The following is a 22210-nucleotide window of genomic DNA, read 5'->3' as shown; positions in this document are numbered from 1 at the left end:
CCGTGGACAAGTTGAAGATGCACTCGACGGACCTCACCCAGCGCAATGTTGATGCGGTAGCGGAGTTGTTTCCTAGCGTCGTGACCGAGGCCTTCGACGCTAACGGCAAGCCCGTCCGTGCCGTTGATTTCGACATACTCCGCCAGGAACTCTCCGACCACATCGTCGAGGGGCCGCAAGAGCGCTACCAGCTCGACTGGCCCGGCAAGCGCGCTGCCGCGTTCGCTGCGAACACGCCGATCGCCAGGACCTTACGCCCGGTCCGCGATGAGTCGGTCGACTTCGACACGACAAGAAATCTATTCATTGAGGGAGACAACCTGGAGGCGCTCAAATTGCTCCAGGAGTCGTATCTCGGCAAGGTCAAGCTGATCTACATCGACCCGCCTTACAACACGGGCAACGACTTCGTCTACGAGGATGACTTTGCAGAGTCGACGGCTGACTACCTGGAACGATCCGGTCAGGCGACAGACTCCGGTTACCGCTTGACTGCGAATCCAGACTCAGCGGGCCGGTACCACTCCAACTGGCTCAGCATGATGTATCCGCGGCTGAAGCTGGCAAGGAACCTCCTAGCCGAGGACGGTCTGATCTTTATCAGCATTGACGCCCACGAGGTGCACAACGTGATCAAGATCTGCGACGAGATATTTGGCGCGGGCAGCCACAAGAACACGATTGCCGTTCGCCGCGGGATCAAGAACGTCCAGGCTCAGTTCGAAGACGTCAGCGCGCTATCGCAGGGGCACGAGTATGTGCTGCTTTATGCGCGCAGCGAAGCCGTCCGCCTGCCGAAGTTATCCCTCGCCCACGTGGAGTCCAAGCCAGGGAAGTGGGACACCTTCTGGCGTGGAACAGACCGTCCCACGATGCGGTACGAACTCTTTGGGTCTACTCCAGCTTCGGGGCAGTGGCGCTGGGAGGAAGGCCGTACGAAGCAGGCCGCCCAAAATTACGAGACCTATCTGGCGGAGCAATCCGACAGCACCAGCTTGGACGACTATTACCTCAACCACCTTGCCGCTACCAACGTGAAACTCAACTTCATCAGACTGAACACCGAGAACGTAGTTCAATACTACGTGCCGCCGAGCGGGGGAAAGCTGCTTAGTGACAACTGGATGGACCTCACGCTGAGTGGCAATGAGACCGACGAATTCGACACTGAAAAGAGTGTTGCGCTCCTCTCACGGATCATCGGCTGGGTCACTGGTGACGGAGACATCGTGATGGACTTCTTTGCCGGCTCCGGGACCACTGGGCAGGCGATCTTCTCCGTGAACGCTGCGGATGGTGGTAATCGCCGCTTCATCCTCGTCCAGTTGCCTGAGCGGATCGCAGGGAGAGAAGGCACATCGATCGCTGCGATCACACGCGACCGCCTGAAGAAGGCTGGAACCCGTTACGCGGCTGCCGACGCAGACACTGGACTCAGAGCGCTTCGCGTCGACTCAACAAATATGTTGGAGACTTTCGCCCCCGCGGATGCCCTCGCTCAGGGAGACCTCCTGGGAGGGATCGACAGCGTGAAGCCCGACCGCACTGACGAAGACCTTCTCTTCCAGGTACTCCTCGACTGGGGGCTCGATCTCGCCGAGCCAATCGCGGTCGAGGAGGCCGCAGGTCAGCGCATTGTTTCGGTCGCCGACGACGCTTTGATTGCATGCCTTTCGAATGAGGTCACCGGCGCAGTAGTGGCGGAGATCGCCAGACGCCACCCACTCCGTGCCGTGTTTCTCGACGCAGGGTTCGCAAGCGACGCCGCGCGTATCAACGCCGAGCAGATCTTCCGTGAGGTATCACCCGCGACACAAGTAAGGACGATCTGACCTGATGAAGCTTCAGTTCAAGGTTCAGCAGTATCAGACGAAAGCCGTCGATGCCGTGGTCGGTGCGTTTGCGGGACAGCCGTTTGCCGACGGAGTGAAGTACCGCATCGACCCTGGCAAGGACGCCGCGGCGTCCCTGCTCGAAGACGCGGGTCTGCGCAACGCCGAGATCGCGCTGACGCCGCCGCAGCTCCTGACGAACGTGCGCGGGGTGCAGCAGGCGCGAGGGCTGGAGCTGTCGAAGGACCTGAAGGATCCAGTTAAGAAGTCGGCGGCCCCGATCAATCTCGACATCGAGATGGAGACGGGAACAGGCAAGACGTACGTCTACATCAAGACGATCATGGAACTGCATAAACGGTACGGGTGGTCGAAGTACATCGTAGTTGTGCCATCGATCGCGATCCGCGAGGGCGTGAAGAAGTCGTTCGACATCACCGCCGACCACTTCCAGCAGCTCTACGGCACCAAACCCCGTACCTTCGTATACAACTCGTCACGGCTGCATGAGGTGGAGCGATTCTCGTCCGACGCCGGCGTCCAGGTTATGATCATCAACACCCAGGCGTTCAACGCTACAGGCAAGGATGCGCGCCGGATTTATGAGGAGCTTGACGACTTTCAGTCACGCCGACCGATCGACGTGATTGCTGCGAACCGTCCGATTCTGATCATCGACGAGCCACAGAAGATTGAAGGCGACGCGAAGAAGCCGTCGAAGTCGCTAGCGGCACTTGCCCGGTTCAACGCACTGTTCGCGTTGCGGTACTCAGCCACTCACAAGATCGAGCGCACTAAGGTGCATCGGCTCGACGCTGTGGATGCCTACAACCAGAAACTCGTGAAGAAGATTGCGGTGCGTGGCATCACCGTCAACCACCTAGCTGGCAGCACCGCTTACCTGTACGTTGACGGGCTGGAGGTCGGCAAGGGTGCAGACTTCCCGAAGGCGCGCGTCGAGTTGCAGGTGCAGACCGCGCAGGGGATCAAGCGGCAGGTGAAGCGGCTGAGCCAGGGCATGAACCTGCATGACATATCCGGCGGAATCGAGGCGTACAAGGGTCTGTTCATCCGTGATGTCGATGCGAACCGCGACATCATCGAGCTGAGCAATGGCCACATGATCGGTGCGGGTGAGGTGACCGAAGATGTGGCGGAGGATCAGAAGCGCCGCATCCAGATCCGCGAGGTCATCCGCGCACACCTGGACAAGGAACGCGAGCTGTTCGCACAGGGCATCAAAGCGCTCTCATTGTTCTTCATCGACGAGGTTGCCAAGTACCGTGACTACGACCGCGAGGACACCCTCGGCGAGTATGCGCTGGTGTTCGAACAGGAGTACGAGGCCGTCCTGGCTGACTACCTTGGGCAGCTCGACCTCGACGAGGCCGCCGCCCGGTACCGCAAGCACGTCGAGGCGATCCCGGTGCGCTCGACCCATGAGGGGTATTTCTCAGTCGACAAGAAGACCAGGCGGTTCGTCGATGGGAAGATCGCGGCGCGCGGAGACTTCGCGGGCCAGTCGGACGACGTCGATGCATACGACTTGATTCTCAAGGACAAGGAGAAGCTGTTGTCGTTCGAGGAACCAGTGCGGTTCATCTGGTCGCACTCGGCGCTGCGCGAAGGCTGGGATAATCCAAACGTGTTCGTGATGGGCATGCTCAAGAAGAGCGACAACACCACTACGAGGCGGCAGGAGATCGGGCGCGGCCTACGCCTGGCGGTCGACCAGCACGGCGCGCGGATGGATAACCCCGTCACCGTGCACGACATCAACGAGCTGACGGTCGTCACCGACGAGTCCTACACCGAATTCGTCACCGAGCTGCAGAAGGAGATTGTCGAGTCGTTGTCAGCCCGGCCACGCACTGCGAGCGTCGAGTACTTCGTCGGCAAGGATCTCACGTTCGGCGACGGATCGACGAGCGCCGTTGAAAAGGCGATCGCGCAGGCGCTATACAATCACCTGATCCGTCACGACTACATTGACGACGATGGCCTGGTCACCCAGGCATACAAGGACGCCCGTGCCGGCGGGACGCTCGCCCCGCCAACGTCAGAAGCGCTGAAGCCAATCATCGACTTCGTTTGGCCGCTTGTCGATGCGCTGTACCTCGACGTACCGAAGCCGACCGACGGCCGCAAGCCGAAGAAGATCCCCTTCAACGAGGCTAACTTCAAGAAGCGCGAGTTCCAGGAGCTGTGGAGACGCATCAACCATAAGGCCGTCTACCAGGTCGAGTTCGACTCGGCCGAGCTGATCACAAACTGCATCCGCGTGCTCGACATGTCGCTCAACGTCACCGTCATGCAGTACCTCGTCGAGGCCGGCAAACAGGTTGTCGGTCTCGAGGTCGAGCAACTCGAAGAGCGCACCGGCTTCAAAGTGTCCGAGACCAAGGTCGAGCACTCGGCCGTGTCCGCGGGCTCGATGGTGAAGTATGACTTGCTCGGGGAGGTTGCCGAGAAAACGCAACTCACACGCCGAACTTGTGCGGCGATCCTCACCGGCATCAACCCTGGCACGTTTGCGAAGTTCAAACAGAATCCCGAGCAGTTCATCACCGAGGCCGCCCGGCTCATCAACGAACAGAAGGCGACCGTCATCGTCGAGCACCTCAGTTACGATCCGCTCGACCATAGGTACGACTCCTCGATCTTTACCGAGAGCCAGGCCGCCCAGGATCTCTCGAAGGCGGGCGACAAGCTGAACAAGAGCGTCTACGAGTACGTTGTTACAGAGTCCAAGGTCGAGCGGTCGTTCGTCGAGAAGCTCGACATCAGCGACGAGGTCGTCGTCTACTCGAAACTGCCGCGCGGGTTCTTCATCCCTACCCCTGTTGGTGACTACAACCCGGATTGGGCTATCGCCTTCCGTGACGATGTGACGCAGATCAAGCATGTCTACTTCATCGCTGAGACCAAAGGATCGATGTCGACCCTCCAGCTTAAGGGCGTGGAGAACGCCAAGATCGAATGCGCCCGCAAATTCTTCGCCTCGGTCAGCGCGAAGGCCGAGAACGAGGCGGTGAAGTACGACGTTGTCGACTCGTACGACTCGTTGCTTCAGCTTGTGGGGGCGTGACGTCGGTTGACCGCTGCAACATCGCCTGCTCGTATAGAGCAGCCCGGGAACGTTCGAATCACGCGGCTCAAGATCGAGAAATTCCGGGCTATTAGCTCCGCCGACATAGAACTCGGCGATACGGTTGCTCTCGTCGGGCAGAACGGCTCGGGAAAGTCGTCGATTCTTCGGGCGCTCAACGCGTTCTTCAACTTCGACGATGAGAAGGCGGACTTCGAGAACGGAAACCACGCGTACAGCCGCACGGCGCAGTCCGTGATTGAGGTGACGATCGAAGGGCTGTCGAGCGACCCTGCCCTCCCGCGGTTGGAGTCAAGGAGCGACAAATTGCGTGCCCAGCTCAAGTTCCGAAAACAGCCTGTGTGGAACGTGTTCGAGGGTGGCAAGTGGCAGTCCGCAGTGCCGGGATTCCATGAAGCGCTTCGCAAGCAAGTTGCCTACGCATTGATCCCTACTCGTCGCGACCACGCCGTTGCACATGACCCCGCAACCGGGCTCCTGGAGCGTGCGGTCGATGAGTGGGTTACGTCGAATAGGCAGCGGGACCGTGTAAGCCCACAGGTGGCGAAGCTCGGCGGTCAACTGCAGAAGAATTCCCTGTCTGGTTTCGAGAAGCAACTCCGTAAGGTCGCGCCCGCCGATGGTCCGTTCAGCTTCGCACTGAGTTACTCGTCTCAGCCTGATTACAAGTTGCTCCTGACAAATCTTGCGCTAAGCGTCAACGAAGGTGGACAGTCAATCCCGTTGGCTGACAGCGGAAGTGGGACCCAGAGTATGGCGATCTTCGCGCTGTACGCATACCTCGCCGAGCTGCAAAGCAAGACGTTCGTTCTTGGTATGGAAGAACCCGAACAGAACCTGCATCCGCAGGCTCAGCGGGCACTCATTAACAGGATCATGGGCCTGGGGCTTCAGGTCTTGTTCACCACGCACTCGCCGACGGTCGTTGATTCCCTTGACCACGAGCAGGTTGTCCTGTGCCGTCGAATCAAGGGTAAGTCTCGTGGGCTGGAAGCGCAGATCCGGCAGATTCCGTCCAGCTTCTTCACGCAGCACAAGTTGGATCGCGACGCGTACTACAAGTTCCACCGGCGGCGGAACTCCGAGTTCATTTTTGCTGACTTCGTGACTGTGACAGAGAGCCCCGTCGATTCCGCGGTGATCCTGACTCTGTTGCAGGAGGCCGGGGCCGACCCAGTCGAGTTGGGAATGAGCGTGGTCGCGCTCGACGGCGTGGCTCAGATACCCCACATGTTCCACATCCTGCGCGAACTCGGCATCGCGAGCGCGTTTGTCGTCGATAAGGACTACTTCCTCCCGTACAAGAGCGGGGAGCGCAAGACTAGTCTCGACTCAAGGGGGTACCCGCAGTACAGAGCCGAAGCCAAGGCTGACTCGCTGCTGTCGGCCCTTTTCCCGGAAACCGCGGACCACAACAAGGTGGTCGGGCAGCTCGTAGGCAATCATCAGCAGGCGATGGCCAGCCTCCGTGAGGTTGGGTTCTTCTGCTTCCGTTACGCGATGGAGATTGATCTCGTTGTCGCGCAGGAGACGAGGAGGCGTCTATTTGAGCGGTTGAACCTCCCCGCCGCTGATCGAACGGAGCTGCATTTGCTCACTGCGAAGTCGAAGGTCATCAAGCGTCAGGAGACGTTGCTCCCCGTCTTGACTGGCCTGAAGTCGACGAGCCTGCCGTACTCGTACAAAGGACTCCGGAGTGAGCTTCCGAAGATGGCCAAGGATGCGCGCCAGCAACCCTGACTCGCTGCCACGCTTCTGGAAGATCGAGACTGGGCACCTCAGATCATTTCCTATACCCTAATTGCCAGGTCTGTGTCGGACTCTCCCCCTGATGCTGACGACGTGCCCATCTTCGCCGTCTTGGAGGGCTGTCTAGGGCTCCACGGCGGCGAGGCAGAGCGGCGATCGACGAATCTCACTCGACAGTCGCGAGCAGTTCGGCCGGCCTCACCGCAAGCCCGTGAGCGAGTTTCACGATGACGTCGAGGGTCGGGTTCCGACGCGATCGCTCGAGCCCACTGATGTATGTCCGGTCGAGGCCAACATGGTGCGCAAAGGCCTCTTGGGACGTCCATCCTCTAGCATGGCGCAGCTCCCGGAGGTGTTCTCCGAAAGCGATTCGGTGCGCCAGGTTATTCATATATCAAACGATTCCGCTACGCTGACAATGAGTCCACGGACTATGAGTCACATACGAATCTCCGAGTCGTAACAGCGATCGAATCCGTGTCCAGATGTTCCAAAGATGTAGGGGAGGCCCGATGCCCGAAGGCGAATGGATCGATGTCGCCGCTGCTGCCAAACGGCACCACTGCAGTACCCAGAGCATCTGGCGACGCATTCGGCAGGGGAGCCTTCCAGCACGCATTGACGAGGTGAGCGGCCGCGACGGTCGCCCGGTCATCGAGACCTTGATCCGGGTCTCTGCCTTAAACGATGCGTTCGGATGGACTGCTCACGAGGAGCATGTCCGAAGGATCCGTGCGTCGGCACCGCCGTTGACGGTCGAGCAGAAAGTCGCTATCCGCAACGTCTTCCTCGAACACCTCTTGGAACGTGAATCGAAGCGGAGGAATGGCAGGATTGCTGGCACAACGATCTAGAGGTGGCCACGACTGTCGTCTATGGGTGATTGTCTCAAGGACGGCCAGCGACGCTGATGCCCAGGATCGGTAGGGTGGTCTTCAACGTGTCCGGCATAGCACGACAGTAATGTCCGACCGCAAGGCTATGGTTGTGTTGGAGACCTAAGGACAGCAAACAATTTGCCTCAGTGACGGGCGTGGGGGAGACCAGGTTGCGGCTATGAGAATCCGTCAATTCAGCATCGAGAATTTTCGTGGCATCAAGAAGCTCGACTGGATACTGCCGGTCGGCCAACGCCTGATCACCCTTATCGGTCCGGGAGACAGCGGAAAGTCCTCGATCCTTGAGGCGATATATTTGTTGCTGGGCGACCGCTGGAGCGTCTCGTTCTCTGATGTCGATTTTTACGGAGTCGACCCCTCGGATCCGATTAGGATTCAAGCCGTGCTGACTGACGTCCCTGCGCCGCTACTCAAGGACAACACATTCGGTTTCTGGCAGAGCGGGCTGGCAGTGGACGGCCAGATTCATCAGGAGCCGGAGGATGGCCGTGAGCTGTGCCTCGTGGTTCGTCTGACCGTGGATGAGTCGCTCGAGCCATTGTGGGAGGTCGTCCGGGCGAACGGCGATGGGCGCAACATCACCTCCAGCCAGCGGCGCGAGTTCTCAACCTTTCGGGTCGATGACCGAACTGATGCACAGTTGCGCTGGACGCGTTCGTCCGCTCTCGGGCGTATGTCGGCCAAGGACGGCGCGGCGAGGGAAGCCCTGTCGGCCGCCGAGCGTGCCGCCCGTGAGGCGCTCAGCGGGCATGAAAGCTCTGCGTTGAACGATCTAGTCAAGGAGGTGCAGCACCACGCCAACGAGGTCGGGAGTAGCGACTTCAAGGCTGTTAGGGCTGGCCTTGACGCCTCACGTTCCGGTATGGGGGCCAACTTGGCGCTTTACGAAGGTGTCGTTCCGCTGACGGCCTACGGTCTGGGTAGTCGCCGCTTGGTGAGCCTGGCTGTACAGCAAATGGCGGCTGGTGAGCGGGCGATCGCTGTGATCGATGAGCTGGAGAGTGGGCTTGAACCACATCGGGCTGTTCGGTTGCTCAATTATCTGGACAGTGATCCGTACTCGCAAGTCTTCGTGACCACGCACTCGCCAGTGGTGGTCGAGCAGGCTCCGATCGAGAGCCTGTCGGCGGTCCAGACATCGAACGGCGCGGTGAAGATCACCTCGCTCGGCGATGCGGACGGAGTAATGAGGGCGCTCCGGCGAGCCGCTCCGTCGTCTCTGCTGGCTCGCAAGGTGGTTATCGGGGAGGGCAAGACTGAACATGGCGTCTTGGCCGCCTGCTTCGATGCTTGGGACCGGGAGCGCAACGCAACAGGGCATACAACCTCGGCTGGCGAAGGGTTGGCTATTCAGGATGGCAACGGTGGCGAGAAGGCCGCCAACCGAGCAGAGGCCATGGCTCCACTCGGGTGTTCAGTACTGGCCCTGATTGACAACGACGTCCGCACTGCCGACCCGCACGTGACCAAGGCCGAACGAGCGGGCGCTACGGTTATTCGTTGGGAAGAGAAGCGCTGCATCGAGTCTCAGATCTGCGCCCAGCTCGATACTGACGAACTCCAAGAATTTGTCTCTCTTGGCGTGAGCCATCGTGGTGCCGAGAGCACCGTGCTTGATGACATCAACAGTCGGGGTCGAGCGCAGGTCGGGGACCTGGTGGTGGCGGAATGGCTCGGGACCCAAAGCATCGAGGATGTTCGCGACGTTGTAGCGCTTGCGGCGAGCAAGCGCGGCTGGTTTAAGGACGTGGACTCCGGGCGTGCGCTCGGGGAATGGCTGTTGGAACGGCGCACCTCACCGAATCTTGCAGCCGTGTTCGCCCGACTCGACCAGATCAGGACGTTCGCGTACGGAGCATCGCCGATTTCTGAGGCCCCGGAGCCCACTGATACAGATGGGTAGCGACGAGCTGAGCAGGCTGGCTGCAGAGGTAGTAGCCGAAGCGCCATGCTCGCTGGAGATGCCCGCCGGGACAGGGAAGACGGAGCTCCTGGCGGCCTGCGTCGCCACGTCGGCTCAGCAAGGTGAGAGGTCGCTCGTCCTAACACACACAAACGCGGGTGTGGATGCGATCCGCAGACGCCTGAGCCGTTTTGACGTCCCATCAAGCATGGTGCGGGTCGAAACGATCACGAGTTGGGCGTTTACACTCTCACGGTCGTACCCGGGCATCGCTGGAATTAGCGTCCCTGGAATCCCCAACTGGGAAAACTCTCAGGAGTATGTCAAGGGCGCAGTTCTGGTGGCGAAGACCGCCGCGGTTCGCCAAGTACACGCCATAAGCTTCGGCTGCCTCTTTGTAGATGAGTACCAGGACTGCACGGTTGACCAGCACGAGCTTATAGTTGAGATTTCCGAAGCTATATCTCGAACGGTCATCCTGGGTGACCGTTTGCAGGCCATCTTCGGCTTCGACAAGAAGCGCCCGCTGATGGACTGGGACACCCATGTCGTGCGGCACTACCCGACCAAGATCGTCCCGCACGTGCCGCAGCGCTGGCGCGACCACAACGTCGGCCTTGGGCAGTGGCTGCTCGAAATTCGGCCATCCCTGGTCGATGGAGGCTCGTTTGACTTCTCGAAATACTCGGTCGCAGGGCTTGAGTGGAGGCAGTCTGACTTCAATACTGCTGTACAGGTCGTCAACAAGGCGGCGAACGGACTCTTGAGAACCGGGGAGTCAGTCCTCCTCCTCGACAAGTTGTCACCTCAAGTTGCCAAACACGCCAGCCGACTTGGCGGCTCCTACGCTGTGATGGAGGACGTGGCAGGCCGGTTCATGTCCAAGCAGCTCGCTGATCTCCCTGGCGAGGAGGACTTGCAACTGGCCTTATGGCTTGCTCTCATGGCCAAGAGCTGTTTCGTTGGCTTGGCTGGTCTGGACGGCACTGTACAAGGACGGCTTGAGAAGGGGCGGACCGTCTCCGACCTCAAGCGGAAGGGGTTGCTGCCGGTCCAGGCTGCCCTCGACGACCTCGTCACCCGGCCGACATATGGGCAGCTATGCATGTCGGCTGTCGCAATCCGGGCAACGCCCGGGCTAACGCTCTACAGGCAAGAGGCCTGGGACGACACGTTCCGGGCAGTTGCTAGGGGTGTCGAAGATGGGACGTCCCCGCAGGAGGCGTTGGCGGTCGTCCGTGACCGGCTACGACACGGTGGGCGAGGTGAGCGCAGGCGGATCGCCTCCAGGACCCTGCTAGTGAAAGGGCTGGAGTTCGACCACGTGATTATCGCGAACGTCCAGAACTTCACCGACCCAAGGCAGCTCTACGTTGCGCTGAGCAGGGCCCGGAAGTCGGTTACGGTGATTGGTAGAAGTCCTCGCCTCCAGCTCAGATACGAGTAGCAGCGGGTGGCGGAATCAACGCATCCGGCCCAGTCGGACTCCGAGTGCGAGTCGAGTCCCCATTGAGTCACCAGTCGACAGCGGACTCGAGTCGCTGTGCGTGAACGTATCAATAGTGTGTAGTTGGGGTACTTCGAGCGGGGGCTCAACGTCTACGGTCGGGCCGGGAAGCCGTGCAAGCGATGTGAGGCGGCGGGGCGTGACGGAGTGATCGTGCGGGAGCCTTTCATGAACCGGTCGTCCTACCGGTGCCCGCGGTGTCAACGCGCACCGAAGGGGTTTACGGCGGTCCGGTAGGTAGCCTCGACCAGCTACTTGGTCTCCTTGCGCTGAGCGGCGTGCGGGTGAGGAAGTCCCAAGTCTCCGCTCACCTGGTCGAAAGATACGAGGCACAAGACCCAGGATCATGTTCGCCAAAACCTACGACAACGGGGCAGTTATCGAAGGCCTATCCGTGCTCGTCACAGCGACTGTCTGCGGTTCCTTCGTCATTCTGGTCAGCCGTGGTACCTCCATCATCTGTGTGCATGACCCCGTTTCCCTCCGCGCGTGATGAACGTGGATTTTCCTGGCTATCGGATGCTCGAAGGATCTGAGCCACGGCCTCTGGCAGACGGGTTTGGCGAGTGAGGCGGCTTCCTAGGTCGGAAAAGGGCTTTTGAAGTGGCTCGGAGATATCTACGGAGGGATCACGATATTGACGCGTTGACTCGCTCACGGCGGTAGGCGCGAGAATATTCCTGAGATTCTGCGATATCAAGAAACTATCCAAATTGGCACGTACCGCGTCAGGAAGGCGCAGAGATTCTGAAATCCGAGCCTGAGCCTCGGCGGATAATGGGGGCCCAGAAAGCGCGTTCCGCATGACATCGGAGCGCGCAACCTCGGCCAATATGCCGTTTGTCTTGGTCCAACGTTCATGCGTCTGGCGCTGAATTTCGTCGATAACCTGGCGGTGGATCGTTTGCCAATCGGGGTCCGTGACAGTCTGAGACGCGATCCTGTGCCCGAGATCCTCAAGCTCATCGATGACAGCACCCGCGCACCAAATCTGCCGGCGTTTGCGGTCGGTCAAGGCCCTCAAAATTCCCGCCTCAGCCAGTTTCTCGATCGCACTATAGATCGACGATGTTGCACCACCCAGGACATCTTCGACGTCCTCTCTGGTAAAGAACGGCATCGTCCGAAGAACGTCGAGGATCTCGGAGGCCGCGCTACCGGCGCGCGGGGATTTGCCCGAAACACCGCGATACATGTCGATCCACAGCTGCGGTAGCTCGGCGAGGCGTTGCGCCGAAGCCACGGACTCACGCGCGGAGGTCCGAGCGGCTTGGGCGAATGCTCGGATGATGGGACCCGCATCGCCTTCCCGGTATGCGGAGAGGACGTCGAAATACGCTTCCTTCTTGGCTACAAGAGCTGAGGCAAGCGGTACCACGACCTTGGTCGTGACACCTCGGCGCCGGAGGATCGTGTTGATGAGTACTCTTCCGATGCGGCCGTTGCCGTCGGTGAAGGGATGGATAGATTCGAACTGGGCGTGTGCGACCGCGGCCTGAGCGAGGGCTGGCACATCATCGCGATTCGCAAATTCCAGAAGGTCGTCGAGATAGTCTTTCACCGTGACCGGCGGAGGCGGCACGTACATAGCGTTGCGCGGCGAATAATCCGAACCACCAATCCAATTCTGCATATCCCGTAGTCGCCCGGCGTAGCGCGCCTCCGATGTGTCATCGGCCATGAGGGTTCGGTGAGCGGTCAGGATGTTGGAAAGCGAGATCGGACAGCCATCATCAACCGAAGTAATGAGGCTGTTGAGTGCCTTGGCCGAAGCGACCATAGAAGTTGCGGAGGCGTTGGACTTTTCACCATGCGAGGCTTTTGCAAAGTCCTCCAGGGATGCCTCGATATGTTCTATCTTCGAAGAAGCCACCGATTCGGCCCGCAAAAGCAACGACGATAGAGACGCTAAATGGTGTCCATAAGACGAATCCAGCTGCGTGATCGCCGTGAGCGCTGCATCGGTCCTCATCGCTATGGACGAGGGAATCTTGGGTGAAAAGTCAGCAATCTTTGGTGGCAGGCTGACGGTCGTGTGACGCAACATCCGGTCTTCACGGCTTCCACCTCTTTGGGATTGCCGCCACTCCACGACCCGCTCGCCGTGAGCTTCGATCGGGACCGCGAGGGAGTTCTCGGCCCCGGCTGATGTCTCGTCCATGGTTGGATCCTCCGCTAACTCGGAATACGTCCTCCGCTATTCCGACTTAGCTAGTATAAGTCGGAATAACGGCGCCACCATTCCGAGTTAGCTCCTGCCTCGGTGCCTCCGTAGAGGCCGCCCGCCTCCGCTGCCGCCTCGTTGAGAGGATCGACCGGCTCCCGACGGGACTGCCCTCACACCAGCGGCTTCAGCGACGAGGTGTACTCGCCGGTGCGCGGCCGGTAATACCGCCGGAGCCGGCGCATGCCCTCGTCGATGCTGACCTCGGGCGTCCAGCCGAGAAGCTGGCGGGTCTCGCGCTGATCGAACCAATGAGACGTCGAGAGCTGTTCGGCCAGGAACCTCGTCATGGGAGGCTCATCCGAACCCGGGCGCTTCTCCCAGATCTTCTCCACGATGCTTCCGGCGACCTTGGCCAACGATGCCGGAACCCGCCGTTCGGGAGGCTGGACCCCGGCGGCGTCGCACATCATGGTCATGAGCTCGCCGACCGTTCGAGGTTCGCCATTGCTGATGACCAGCGGCTTGCCGTGGACGGTCTTGAGGCGCTTGAAGTCCCTGACGACGGCCTCGGCGGCGTTGTCCACGTAGGTCGAGTCGATGAGCGCGGCGCCGGCGTCGAGCAGCGGGATCCCGCCGCGGTGGGCCCGTTCGATGATGCGCTCGACCAGTTGGGTGTCTCCCGGGCCCCAGACCAGGTGCGGGCGGACCACCCCGACCAGGAAGTCCTCGGCATCGTAGTCGAGCGCCAGGCGCTCGGCGTAGGCCTTGGAGCGGGCGTAGTTTCCGCGCGCCGCGCTCGGGTCGGCCGGCTCATTCGCCTGCCCCATGAAGGAGGAACCCGCGTGCGAGACCGAGGGCGAGGAGACGTACACGAATCTGCGGATGCCCTCGGACCGTGCACCCTCCAGGAGCAGACGCGTGCCCGTCACGTTGGTCTCGACGTACTCTTCCCACGGCCCGGTCACGGACACCTTGGCCGCGAGGTGGATCACGGCGTCGGCGCCCTCCAGCGCCCGGGCCACGTGTCCCGGATTCGTGATGGACCCGCGGTGCTGCTCGAAGCGGCTGCTGCCTTCCTCTTGCAGCGACTCGCGCACGGCCACCGCATCACGGCGCTGGAAGCACCGGACGGTATAGCCGCGGGCGATGAGCCGCAGGGCAACCCGGGATCCGAGCAGGCCGCTAGCCCCCGTGACGACGACGGTCCGGTTCCTGGACTTGCTCAGCGAATGATCCGCCAGGATCTCGCGACGCGTACTCGGGTTGGGGGCCTTCCACGGGGTGGGCTTGCTCATGGCTTGGAGACCTTTCCACCGGACAGCACCGACGCGGCCCAAGTGGCCAGGCGCGGACGGTCGATCTTGGAATTGTGACGGATATCGGTCGGGTGTTCGCGCACCTGGAGGACCGCGGCCACACGGACACCGGTCTCGGACTCGACCGCGGAACGAACCGCCCGCACCAGGGCGGCAGGCGCCGGGCCATCCTTGATTCGCACGCGCCCGTTCGGATTCTCCGCGCTGTCCCGCTCGACGACGACCACCGGAACCTGGGCGCCCCACGGGCCGACGCCGACCACGGCGGCGCGGCGCACGCCCGTGATGCGTTCCGCCGCGGTTTCACCGGCGACCGGGGTCAGAATGCCCGTGGGCGTCGAGAGGAGATGCGACATCCGGCCTTCGACCCAGAGCCGACCGCTCGCGTCGAAGTGGCCGACGTCGCCCGTGCGGTGCCACCCGGGGATCGTGTCGGAGGCCCGTTCGGTCCACCACAGCCGGTCGTAGTGATCTTTTGAGTGGGGGGCCGCGGCGATGATCTCGCCGGTCACGTTCTGCGTATACGTCGGATTGCCGGTCGCGCGGCCATCCTCGTCGAGGGGCACCACCGCGACGCGCGCACCATAGACCGGGGTGCCCACGCAGACTCCGGTACCGGCACCGTCCACGCCGTTCTCGGGGTCGGAGTCGGCGGCCGCTTCACGGATCTGATCGAGGTTGATGTCCGTGACCGGCAAGCATTCGGTCATCCCGTAGGGGGTGTGGAGCTTCGCATTGGGGCAGATCGTGGCAACGTCCTCCAGGAGAGGGATCGTGATGGGCGCGCCCGCGGAAAGCAGACGGCCCACGCGCTTCATCGCCTCGCGCTCCCGCTCACCGAGGTCGTCCTTGGTGGCTACGACGTTCATCAACGCGGCGGGGCTCGCGAAGACCACGGTCGCCCGAATCGCCTCGACGGCCTGGGCGAGGGCACGGGCGGTCAGCGTTTTCGGCTTGGTCACGTCCATGTCGGGGGTGACCGATGTGGCGCCCAGGGCGGGGCCCAGAAGGGCGAACGGCGCGAAACCCGCCACGAGCCCGGCGCCGGCCGTCAGGTTATAGGTGTTTTGGATCGCGTCCCGCATGGCCGAGAGCTGGCGGTGGGTATAGGCCACGCCCTTGGCCGGGCCGGTCGATCCGGAGGTGTAGAGGATCGCCGCGACGTTATCCGGCTGGGGCGCGTTCCACGGCGTCGACGGCTGCGCGCGGCTGACCTGGTGGGACTCGATGCCGGCCTCGGCCCCCAGGAATTTCAGCGTGCTGGGATGCCCGGTTCCGGCCAGGACCCGTCGCCCGGGCCACCCGGCGGTCTTGGCGGCCAGCAGCGCCTGGGGGATGCCGATCAGGAATTCCGGGGAGGCGCCCTTGAGCGCCCGGGTGAGCCCACGGATGCCGAGACCGGTGTCGGCGATGACGATCACCGCGCCGATCTTAAGGCACGCGTAGATGAGCGTCGTGAGCCGTGACCCGGGCGGAACCAACAGGTTCACGCGGGTTCCGGCCTGGACGCCGAGGTCCCTGAGCACCTCGGCGGTGTGATCGACGCTTTCGGCCAGCTCCCGCCACGACAGTTGGCGACGGATCGTCGCGAGCGGTGCGGAGGCGTGCTTGCCGTTCGAGGTGGGCTTGGCCGATTTGTGGGCCGGGCCCATGTCGACGACCGCCAACGATTCGTCGTCGCGGCGCTCATCGAGTTCGGTGGTCATGGGGCGGTATTGAAGCGCCAAGGGGGAGGAGCGACGATCTTTTTCGCGGGTGATCCGATGATGGTCGATCACGGGCTTCTGCCCCAGGAGGGCCTCGTCGAGCCAGGTGAACATCACCGGGGCGATGTCCTGGTCCTCGGCCACGAGGTGGCCCGAATCGTCGAAGCGATGGAGCGTGGCCGAAGGGTTCCGCTCGAGGATGTCGTCCAGGTAGCGCTGCTGAAAGACCGGGTCCGCCGGGCCCCAGAGGACGAGGCAGGGGAGGTCGTCCTCCGCCACGGCGCGCGCGATGCGTTCCATGTGCGGGTGGGCGCGATGCGAGGGGTCCAGGGGGATGTCGGCGACGAAATTCGCGATGCCGTGGCGGTCGGCCGCCGTGCGGTAAGGCTCGCGGAAGGTCGCCTTGACCTGCGGATCCCACTCTCCCCGGTGGAGGGACAGCGTGACGTCCAAGAAGGTGGTCGTGGATTCGGTGCCGCGGCGATGGATCGCCGGATGCAGGGCCAGCCGCAGGGCGCCCGGGATCTTCTCCTCGGGCGGGTGGTGCAGGGCCGTGTTGGTGAAGATCCGTCCCCGATGCAGACCGGGATGTTCGGCTCCCCACCCCTGGGAAATGAGCCCTCCCCAGTCGTGGCTCAGCGTGACGACGCCTTCGGGGCCGGCGTTCTCGTCGAGCCCGAGCGCGCGGGTGAAATCGCCGAGGTCGTGGATGCGGTCTTCGAGGCTCCGGTCGGTCCCGGTGCGTTCGGAATATCCCATGTCGAGGTGGTCGATCGCGACCACCCGCCAGGGTCGGCTTCCGGCGGTCGCCCCCGCGGAGACCACGTCTCGCCACAGGTAAGACCAGGTCGGATTGCCGTGGACGCACAGGATGGTTCCCACGGGCTCGAGGCCGGAACGTTCCAGCTCGGCGAGGTTGTCGAGGAAGTGCCACGTCCGTTCGGTCCCGGCGTCGACGGGGGCCGTGGAAAGGACCGTGAGGCTGCGGCTTTGGTCACGGGCCACGCCGGGCCAGCGCTTGAGCGGAATCGGCCCGGGTTGCGGCGTGTGGCGTGCTGTCCGGTTCACGGCGACCAATGAATACCTCTTCTTTGCGCTAAGCGGTGGTTACCAGGCGATTTCCATGAGGGCGGTGTTCAGGCCGGAGCCGACGCCCATGCAGAGAACACGCTGGCCGGGTTTGAGGCGTTCCGCCTCGAGGGCAAGGGTCATCGGGAGGGCCGCCGCCGCGACATTGCCCCAGTAGGGGAAGGTCACGGGAATCCGGTCCCGGTCGATGCCGACCGCGTCGATGATTGCGTTGGTGTGCGACGTCGAGATCTGGTGGGTCACGTAGGCATCCATATCTGACCAGTCCCAGCCGTCCTCGTGGGCCCGGTTCCACGCGTCGGTCACCAGCTCCAGGCCGTACTTGAGCAGGCCCGTCGCGTCGGTGCTCATGCCCTGGCCGGCTTCGCCGCCGACGCAGAGATCTTTGTGCTCGGTCCCCGCGCGCGAGATCGAGCCGAGGATCCTGTGGCCTTCCGGATGGCGATCGGCGGGACCGACGACGGCCGCGGCCGCGCCGCAACCCAGGGTCAGCGTCGCGAATTGCGCCAGGACGTCGTCGCGGGTCGCCGCCGGATCGTTGAGCATCTTCAGGGCGGTCTCGTGCCAGGGCGTGGGATCCTCGCCGCAAACGATCAGCGCGTAGTCGATCGCGCCGGCGTCGATCATCGAGGACGCGACGGTGAGTCCATTGACGAAGCCCAGGCACGCGTTGGTCATATCGAAGTTCAGCGCGTGGCGGGGAAGCCCGATCTCGTGGTGGATGCCGACGGCGACGGCCGGCTCGAAATTGTCCCTGGTCACCGAGGTGTTGATGATCAGGCCGATCTGCTCGGCGCTGACGCCGGCTTCCTCCAAGGCCGCGCGCCCCGCCATGGCCGCGCCGTGTTCGAAGGAGCTCTCGGCCGACCACGCGCGGCGGGAGGAGATCCCGGCGAGGCGTTCCAGCAGTCCCTTGGGCATCTTGAGGCGCTTGTACGTGTCCGCGAGCTGCTCGTCGAAGTACGAGGAGGGCAACTCCTCTTCGGCCTCCACCTTGGTAACTGAAAGAAGCGCAGAGTTGCGGTGGTGGATAGACGAGTTAGGGATCAATGAATCGAGCCTTCATCCGGAATTGGGCGTTGTTGTGGCGAGTAACGACTTCGGCACTCGAATGCCCACTCTACAACCCGGGGCGCGCCCGACCGTCCATTTCACCAGCCACGAAACATGACACCGTGCCCGGCACGTTTCCCCGGGCGGGGCGCCGACGCGCGCGATAGAGTGGGCGGTCGGTTGCGCGTGGACGCGACCGAGACATCGCAGGGACACAGAAAACAGGGGAGAGGCATGCACCTGAAGACGCTGACCGTCAAGGGATTCAAGTCCTTCGCCTCGGCCACCTCGTTTGAGTTCGAACCCGGCGTGACCGCGGTCGTGGGGCCCAACGGCTCCGGAAAATCCAACGTGGTCGACGCCCTGTCCTGGGTCATGGGCGAGCAAGGCGCCAAGTCGTTGCGCGGCGGCAAGATGGAAGACGTGATCTTCGCCGGGACCTCCGGGCGCGCGGCCTTGGGGCGGGCCCACGTGTCCCTGACGATCGACAACACCGACGGCGCCCTGCCCATCGAATACTCCGAAGTCACGATCTCGAGGACGCTGTTCCGGACCGGCGGTTCCGAATACGCCATCAACGGCAATTCCTGCCGGTTGCTGGACATCCAGGAGCTGCTCTCGGATTCCGGCCTGGGCCGGGAGATGCACGTGATCGTCGGTCAGGGGCAGCTGGACCGTATCCTCCACGCGACCCCCGAAGAGCGGCGCGGATTCATCGAAGAGGCCTCGGGGGTGCTGAAGCACCGGCGGCGCAAAGAGAAGACTCTGCGGAAATTGGCCTCGATGGAAACCAACGTCTCTCGGTTGGAAGACCTGACCGGAGAGATCGGACGCCAGCTCACGCCGCTCGGGCGTCAGGCCAAGGTCGCGCGGCGGGCGCAACGCATTCAACACGACGTCCGCGACGCGAGGGCCCGCCTGTACGCGGACGACTGGGTTCAGGCCTCCACCGAATTGGACACCGACGCCGAAGAGCTCGAAAGGCTCGCCGAACGGCTCCGGACCCTCGAAGGCGAGCACGATCGCGCGACCGAGGCCATCGCCCGCCTCGAGGCCGACGCCGCGCGCCTGGCGCCGCGGGTCTCGCGAGCCAGAGACACCTGGTACGCGCTCTCGCAGCTGCGGGAACGCTACGAATCGTTGAGACAGCTCGCGCAAGAACGTCAGCGCACGCAGGCGACCCCCGTGGGCCGGGCGCACCTGCGGGACCCGGAACAGCTGGCGGCACACGCCGAGGGGATCTCTCGGGAGCTCGAGGAAGCGGTCGCGTCCTTGGCCGAGGCCGAAGAGGCTCACGAGAGGGCCGGTACCGTCCGCTCCGAGGCGGAAGAAGAGGCTCGGAGCGCGGAGGCGCACCACGCGCACCTGGTCGCCGCGTCCGCCGAACGTCGCGAAAACATCGCGTCCCTGCGCGGGGCCATGGCGACCGCCCGATCCCAACACGAATCCCTTCAGGCCCGCCGCCGCGAGCAGGAAGACGAGGTGGCCGCCATCCAGCGACGCCTGGACGACTACCGTGCCGACCTCGAACGGATGGCGGACAGCTCGGGGCCGACCGACGAGGACACCGCCGCGGCCTCCACGGCCTCGGAGGAGGCCCACGCCGCGACCGAGACGACCCAGGCGGCCCTCGACGAGTCCGCGGCCAAGCTCAACGAGTCCCGCCGGGACATGGACGCGGCCTCTGCCCGGGTCGCGGCCCTCAAGGAATCGCTCCCGGCGGCCGACGCGACCGAGGCCATCGCCACGGAATTCCGCGATCACACGCACCGGGTGCGTGATCGGCTCACCGTGGACCCCCGCTATGCCGCCGCCCTGTCCGCGGGCCTGGGGCCCGTGGCCGATGGGCTGTCGGTCGGGGACCCGGCTCACCTGCAACGGATCTTGACGCACGCCCAGGACAAAGAGCTCGGCGTCGTCAGCCTCCTCCTGGGCGACCACGGTTCCCAGTTCTCCTCGCTCACGGACCAAGGCGATTGGGAGGCCCTCCTCCGCGAACTCGACGAGACGGCGTATCGGGACGTGGTCTGGGCCCCGCGCGCGGTGACCGGGGGAGAGCTCGCCGACCACGTGCGGCATCTGGCGAGGCACTGCCTGATCGCCCCCACCCTGGAGATCGCGTGCGCGCTTCGGGACCGACTCGTCGAGGAGTCGGCCACGCGGCCCATCCCGCCGGACTGGGCGATCGTGCTCCAGGACGGGACGATCCTCCAGGGCCTGCAGGCCCGGGGCGGCAGCGCAGCGGGGGCCACCGGCCTGGAAATCAGTGCCAGGATCGACGCCGCGGAACAGGCCGTCGAGACGATGCGGGAACGGTACAGCCTCGCCGAGGCCGAGCACGAGAAGGCCGCCCAGGACCACCGCAGGACCCGCGACGCGGCCAGGACCGCCCGGGAAGAATTCACCCGGATCAGCCGGCTCTCCAGCGCGAACGCGGCCGCCCTGGCCAAGGCGCGAACCCTGGTGACCTCGACCGAGGAAGAGCTCGACGGGGCCCGCACCCGTCTCGAGGACCTGGTGGGGCGGGAACCCGAACTCGCCGAGAAGCTGGATCACGCGGTCGGCGCGGTCTCCGCGGCGCTCGAACTTCAGGACGAAGACGGCGGGGAGGCCCTCGAACGGGCCGACCAGGCGCGGACGAAAGCCGCCGAGGCCGCGGCGGCCGCCCGATCCCGGGAAACCGAGGCGTTGCTCACGGTGCGCGGAATCCAGGGGCAGATCGACCAATTCCGGCAGCGCAGGGACTCCGCCCGACGTGCCGTAGCCGCCGAGAAGGCCGCGCACGCCGAGGTCGAGCGGCAAGAAAAGCGACGTCGCGCCCAATACGCTGCCACCAGCCGGGTCCTGTCCATGATCGGCACCGTCTGCGAGCGCCTCGAAAACTCGCTCGCCGTCGCCGAGGCGGAACGGGAGCGGCTCCAGACCGGCCGCGCGGCGCTGGAGACCCGGCTCGCCGAGGCCCGAGAACACGAGAAAACCCAGCGGGATTCCTTGGACGCGCACCGGGCCAAGGCGCATTCGGGCGAGTTGGAGCGGGCCACGAGGGAGGCCAAGCTCGAATCCCTCCGGGAGGCCATCTTCGAGGAACTGAGCCTCACGACGGACCACCTCATCGCCGACTACGGCCCCCACCTGCCCATTCCGGTTTTGGACGAGGCCGGGGAGACCACGGGCGAGGAACATTTCGTCCGGGAGGTCCAGGAGCGCAGGCTTCAGCGGGCACGCAAAGACCTCAAAGCCTTGGGCAAGGTCAATCCGCTGGCCCTCGAGGAATTCGCCGCCCTGGAGGAACGGCACACCTACCTGGTGCAACAGCTCGAGGACCTCAAGGCCTCCCGGGAAGACCTCGAGGAGATCATCCGCGACGTCGACGAGCACGTCCGCCAGGTCTTCACCCAGGCCTTCCACGACACCCAGGAACAATTTGTGAGGGTCTTCGCGACGCTCTTTCCCGGCGGGGAAGGCAAGCTGGTCCTCACGGATCCCCACGACATGCTCACGACCGGCATCGAAGTCCACGCCAAACCGGCGGGCAAGAAGGTTAAACGTCTCTCGTTGCTCTCGGGCGGCGAACGATCGCTGACCGCCATTGCGATGCTGGTCGCGATCTTCAAGGCCCGCCCCTCGCCGTTCTACGTGATGGACGAGGTCGAAGCCGCGCTGGACGACCGAAACCTGGGTCGGCTCCTCAAGATCCTCAAGGAACTTCAGGAAAGCTCCCAGCTGATCATCATCACCCACCAAAAGCGGACCATGGAGATCTCCGACGCCCTCTACGGGGTCTCGATGCGCGGCGACGGCATCACGCAGGTCATTTCGCAGAAACTGGCCGACCTCCGCTGAGCCGATCCGGGGGTCGACCTCTCCGGGGCCTCACCGC

General features: G+C 63.4%; 12 protein-coding genes and 1 pseudogene. 8 read left to right on the top strand and 5 right to left on the bottom strand.

Annotated elements, in window-relative coordinates; translation table 11 throughout:
• Window positions 1-2 precede the first annotated feature (2 nt).
• From CURSPS6_RS04795 to CURSPS6_RS04785, 3 genes are read left to right on the top strand one after another with little or no spacing between them, the layout of a single operon-like run.
• The gene (locus CURSPS6_RS04795; RefSeq protein ID WP_051687639.1) at window positions 3-1832 is read left to right on the top strand and encodes a site-specific DNA-methyltransferase; all 1830 of its coding nucleotides are present in this window, start codon (window positions 3-5) and stop codon (window positions 1830-1832) included.
• 4 nt (window positions 1833-1836) lie between these two features.
• Complete coding sequence (locus CURSPS6_RS04790; RefSeq protein ID WP_030014522.1) at window positions 1837-4920, top strand: type III restriction-modification system endonuclease; 3084 nt, start codon at window positions 1837-1839, stop codon at window positions 4918-4920.
• Window positions 4921-4926: 6 nt separating this feature from the next.
• Window positions 4927-6681, top strand: a complete 1755-nt coding sequence (locus tag CURSPS6_RS04785) for an ATP-dependent nuclease (protein WP_030014521.1) — start codon at window positions 4927-4929, stop codon at window positions 6679-6681.
• A 175-nt stretch (window positions 6682-6856) separates the two neighbouring features.
• Here CURSPS6_RS04785 and CURSPS6_RS12940 read toward each other — a convergent pair whose 3' ends face one another.
• On the bottom strand, window positions 6857-7081 hold the full coding sequence (locus tag CURSPS6_RS12940) for a helix-turn-helix domain-containing protein (protein ID WP_030014520.1): 225 nt from the start codon (window positions 7079-7081) through the stop codon (window positions 6857-6859).
• 121 nt (window positions 7082-7202) lie between these two features.
• On the opposite strand from CURSPS6_RS12940, the gene CURSPS6_RS04775 reads away from it, so the two are divergent.
• From CURSPS6_RS04775 to CURSPS6_RS12775, 4 genes and pseudogenes are all read left to right on the top strand, one after another.
• Window positions 7203-7544, top strand: coding sequence for a hypothetical protein (locus CURSPS6_RS04775; RefSeq protein ID WP_030014518.1), 342 nt, complete (start codon window positions 7203-7205; stop codon window positions 7542-7544).
• 202 nt (window positions 7545-7746) lie between these two features.
• Window positions 7747-9492 carry an ATP-dependent nuclease gene (locus tag CURSPS6_RS04770; RefSeq protein ID WP_030014516.1) on the top strand — a complete coding sequence of 582 codons (1746 nt, stop codon included), beginning with the start codon at window positions 7747-7749 and terminating at the stop codon, window positions 9490-9492.
• Window positions 9485-10939, top strand: a complete 1455-nt coding sequence (locus CURSPS6_RS04765) for a UvrD-helicase domain-containing protein (protein WP_051687638.1) — start codon at window positions 9485-9487, stop codon at window positions 10937-10939. The genes CURSPS6_RS04770 and CURSPS6_RS04765 overlap by 8 nt, the downstream gene beginning before the upstream one ends.
• A gap of 126 nt (window positions 10940-11065) precedes the next feature.
• Window positions 11066-11236: pseudogene (locus CURSPS6_RS12775) on the top strand (DNA-formamidopyrimidine glycosylase); the annotation flags it as partial.
• A gap of 151 nt (window positions 11237-11387) precedes the next feature.
• Here the strand turns inward: CURSPS6_RS12775 and CURSPS6_RS04760 are convergent.
• The 4 genes from CURSPS6_RS04760 to CURSPS6_RS04745 all read right to left on the bottom strand — a co-directional run bounded on the left by CURSPS6_RS04760 (window position 11388) and on the right by CURSPS6_RS04745 (window position 18327).
• Complete coding sequence (locus tag CURSPS6_RS04760) at window positions 11388-13160, bottom strand: Fic family protein (protein ID WP_082470083.1); 1773 nt, start codon at window positions 13158-13160, stop codon at window positions 11388-11390.
• A 176-nt stretch (window positions 13161-13336) separates the two neighbouring features.
• Complete coding sequence (locus tag CURSPS6_RS04755) at window positions 13337-14461, bottom strand: NAD-dependent epimerase/dehydratase family protein (protein WP_082470082.1); 1125 nt, start codon at window positions 14459-14461, stop codon at window positions 13337-13339.
• Window positions 14458-17256 (bottom strand): alpha/beta fold hydrolase, encoded by a 2799-nt coding sequence (locus CURSPS6_RS04750; RefSeq protein ID WP_235503672.1) that lies wholly within the window; start codon window positions 17254-17256, stop codon window positions 14458-14460. The genes CURSPS6_RS04755 and CURSPS6_RS04750 overlap by 4 nt, the downstream gene beginning before the upstream one ends.
• Before the next feature lie 39 nt (window positions 17257-17295).
• Entirely contained in the window at window positions 17296-18327 is a 1032-nt protein-coding gene (locus CURSPS6_RS04745; RefSeq protein WP_030014507.1) for a 3-oxoacyl-ACP synthase III, read from the bottom strand.
• Window positions 18328-18564: 237 nt separating this feature from the next.
• Here CURSPS6_RS04745 and smc point away from each other — a divergent pair, with 237 nt between their 5' ends.
• Window positions 18565-22173, top strand: a complete 3609-nt coding sequence (gene smc, locus CURSPS6_RS04740) for a chromosome segregation protein SMC (RefSeq protein WP_030014506.1) — start codon at window positions 18565-18567, stop codon at window positions 22171-22173.
• Window positions 22174-22210 lie beyond the last annotated feature (37 nt).

This window comes from Curtobacterium sp. S6, assembly GCF_000710345.2.
GTDB lineage: Bacteria > Actinomycetota > Actinomycetes > Actinomycetales > Micrococcaceae > Rothia.
The sequence above is the reverse complement of the archived record's forward strand: the minus strand, read 5'-3'. Positions and strand labels throughout refer to the sequence as shown.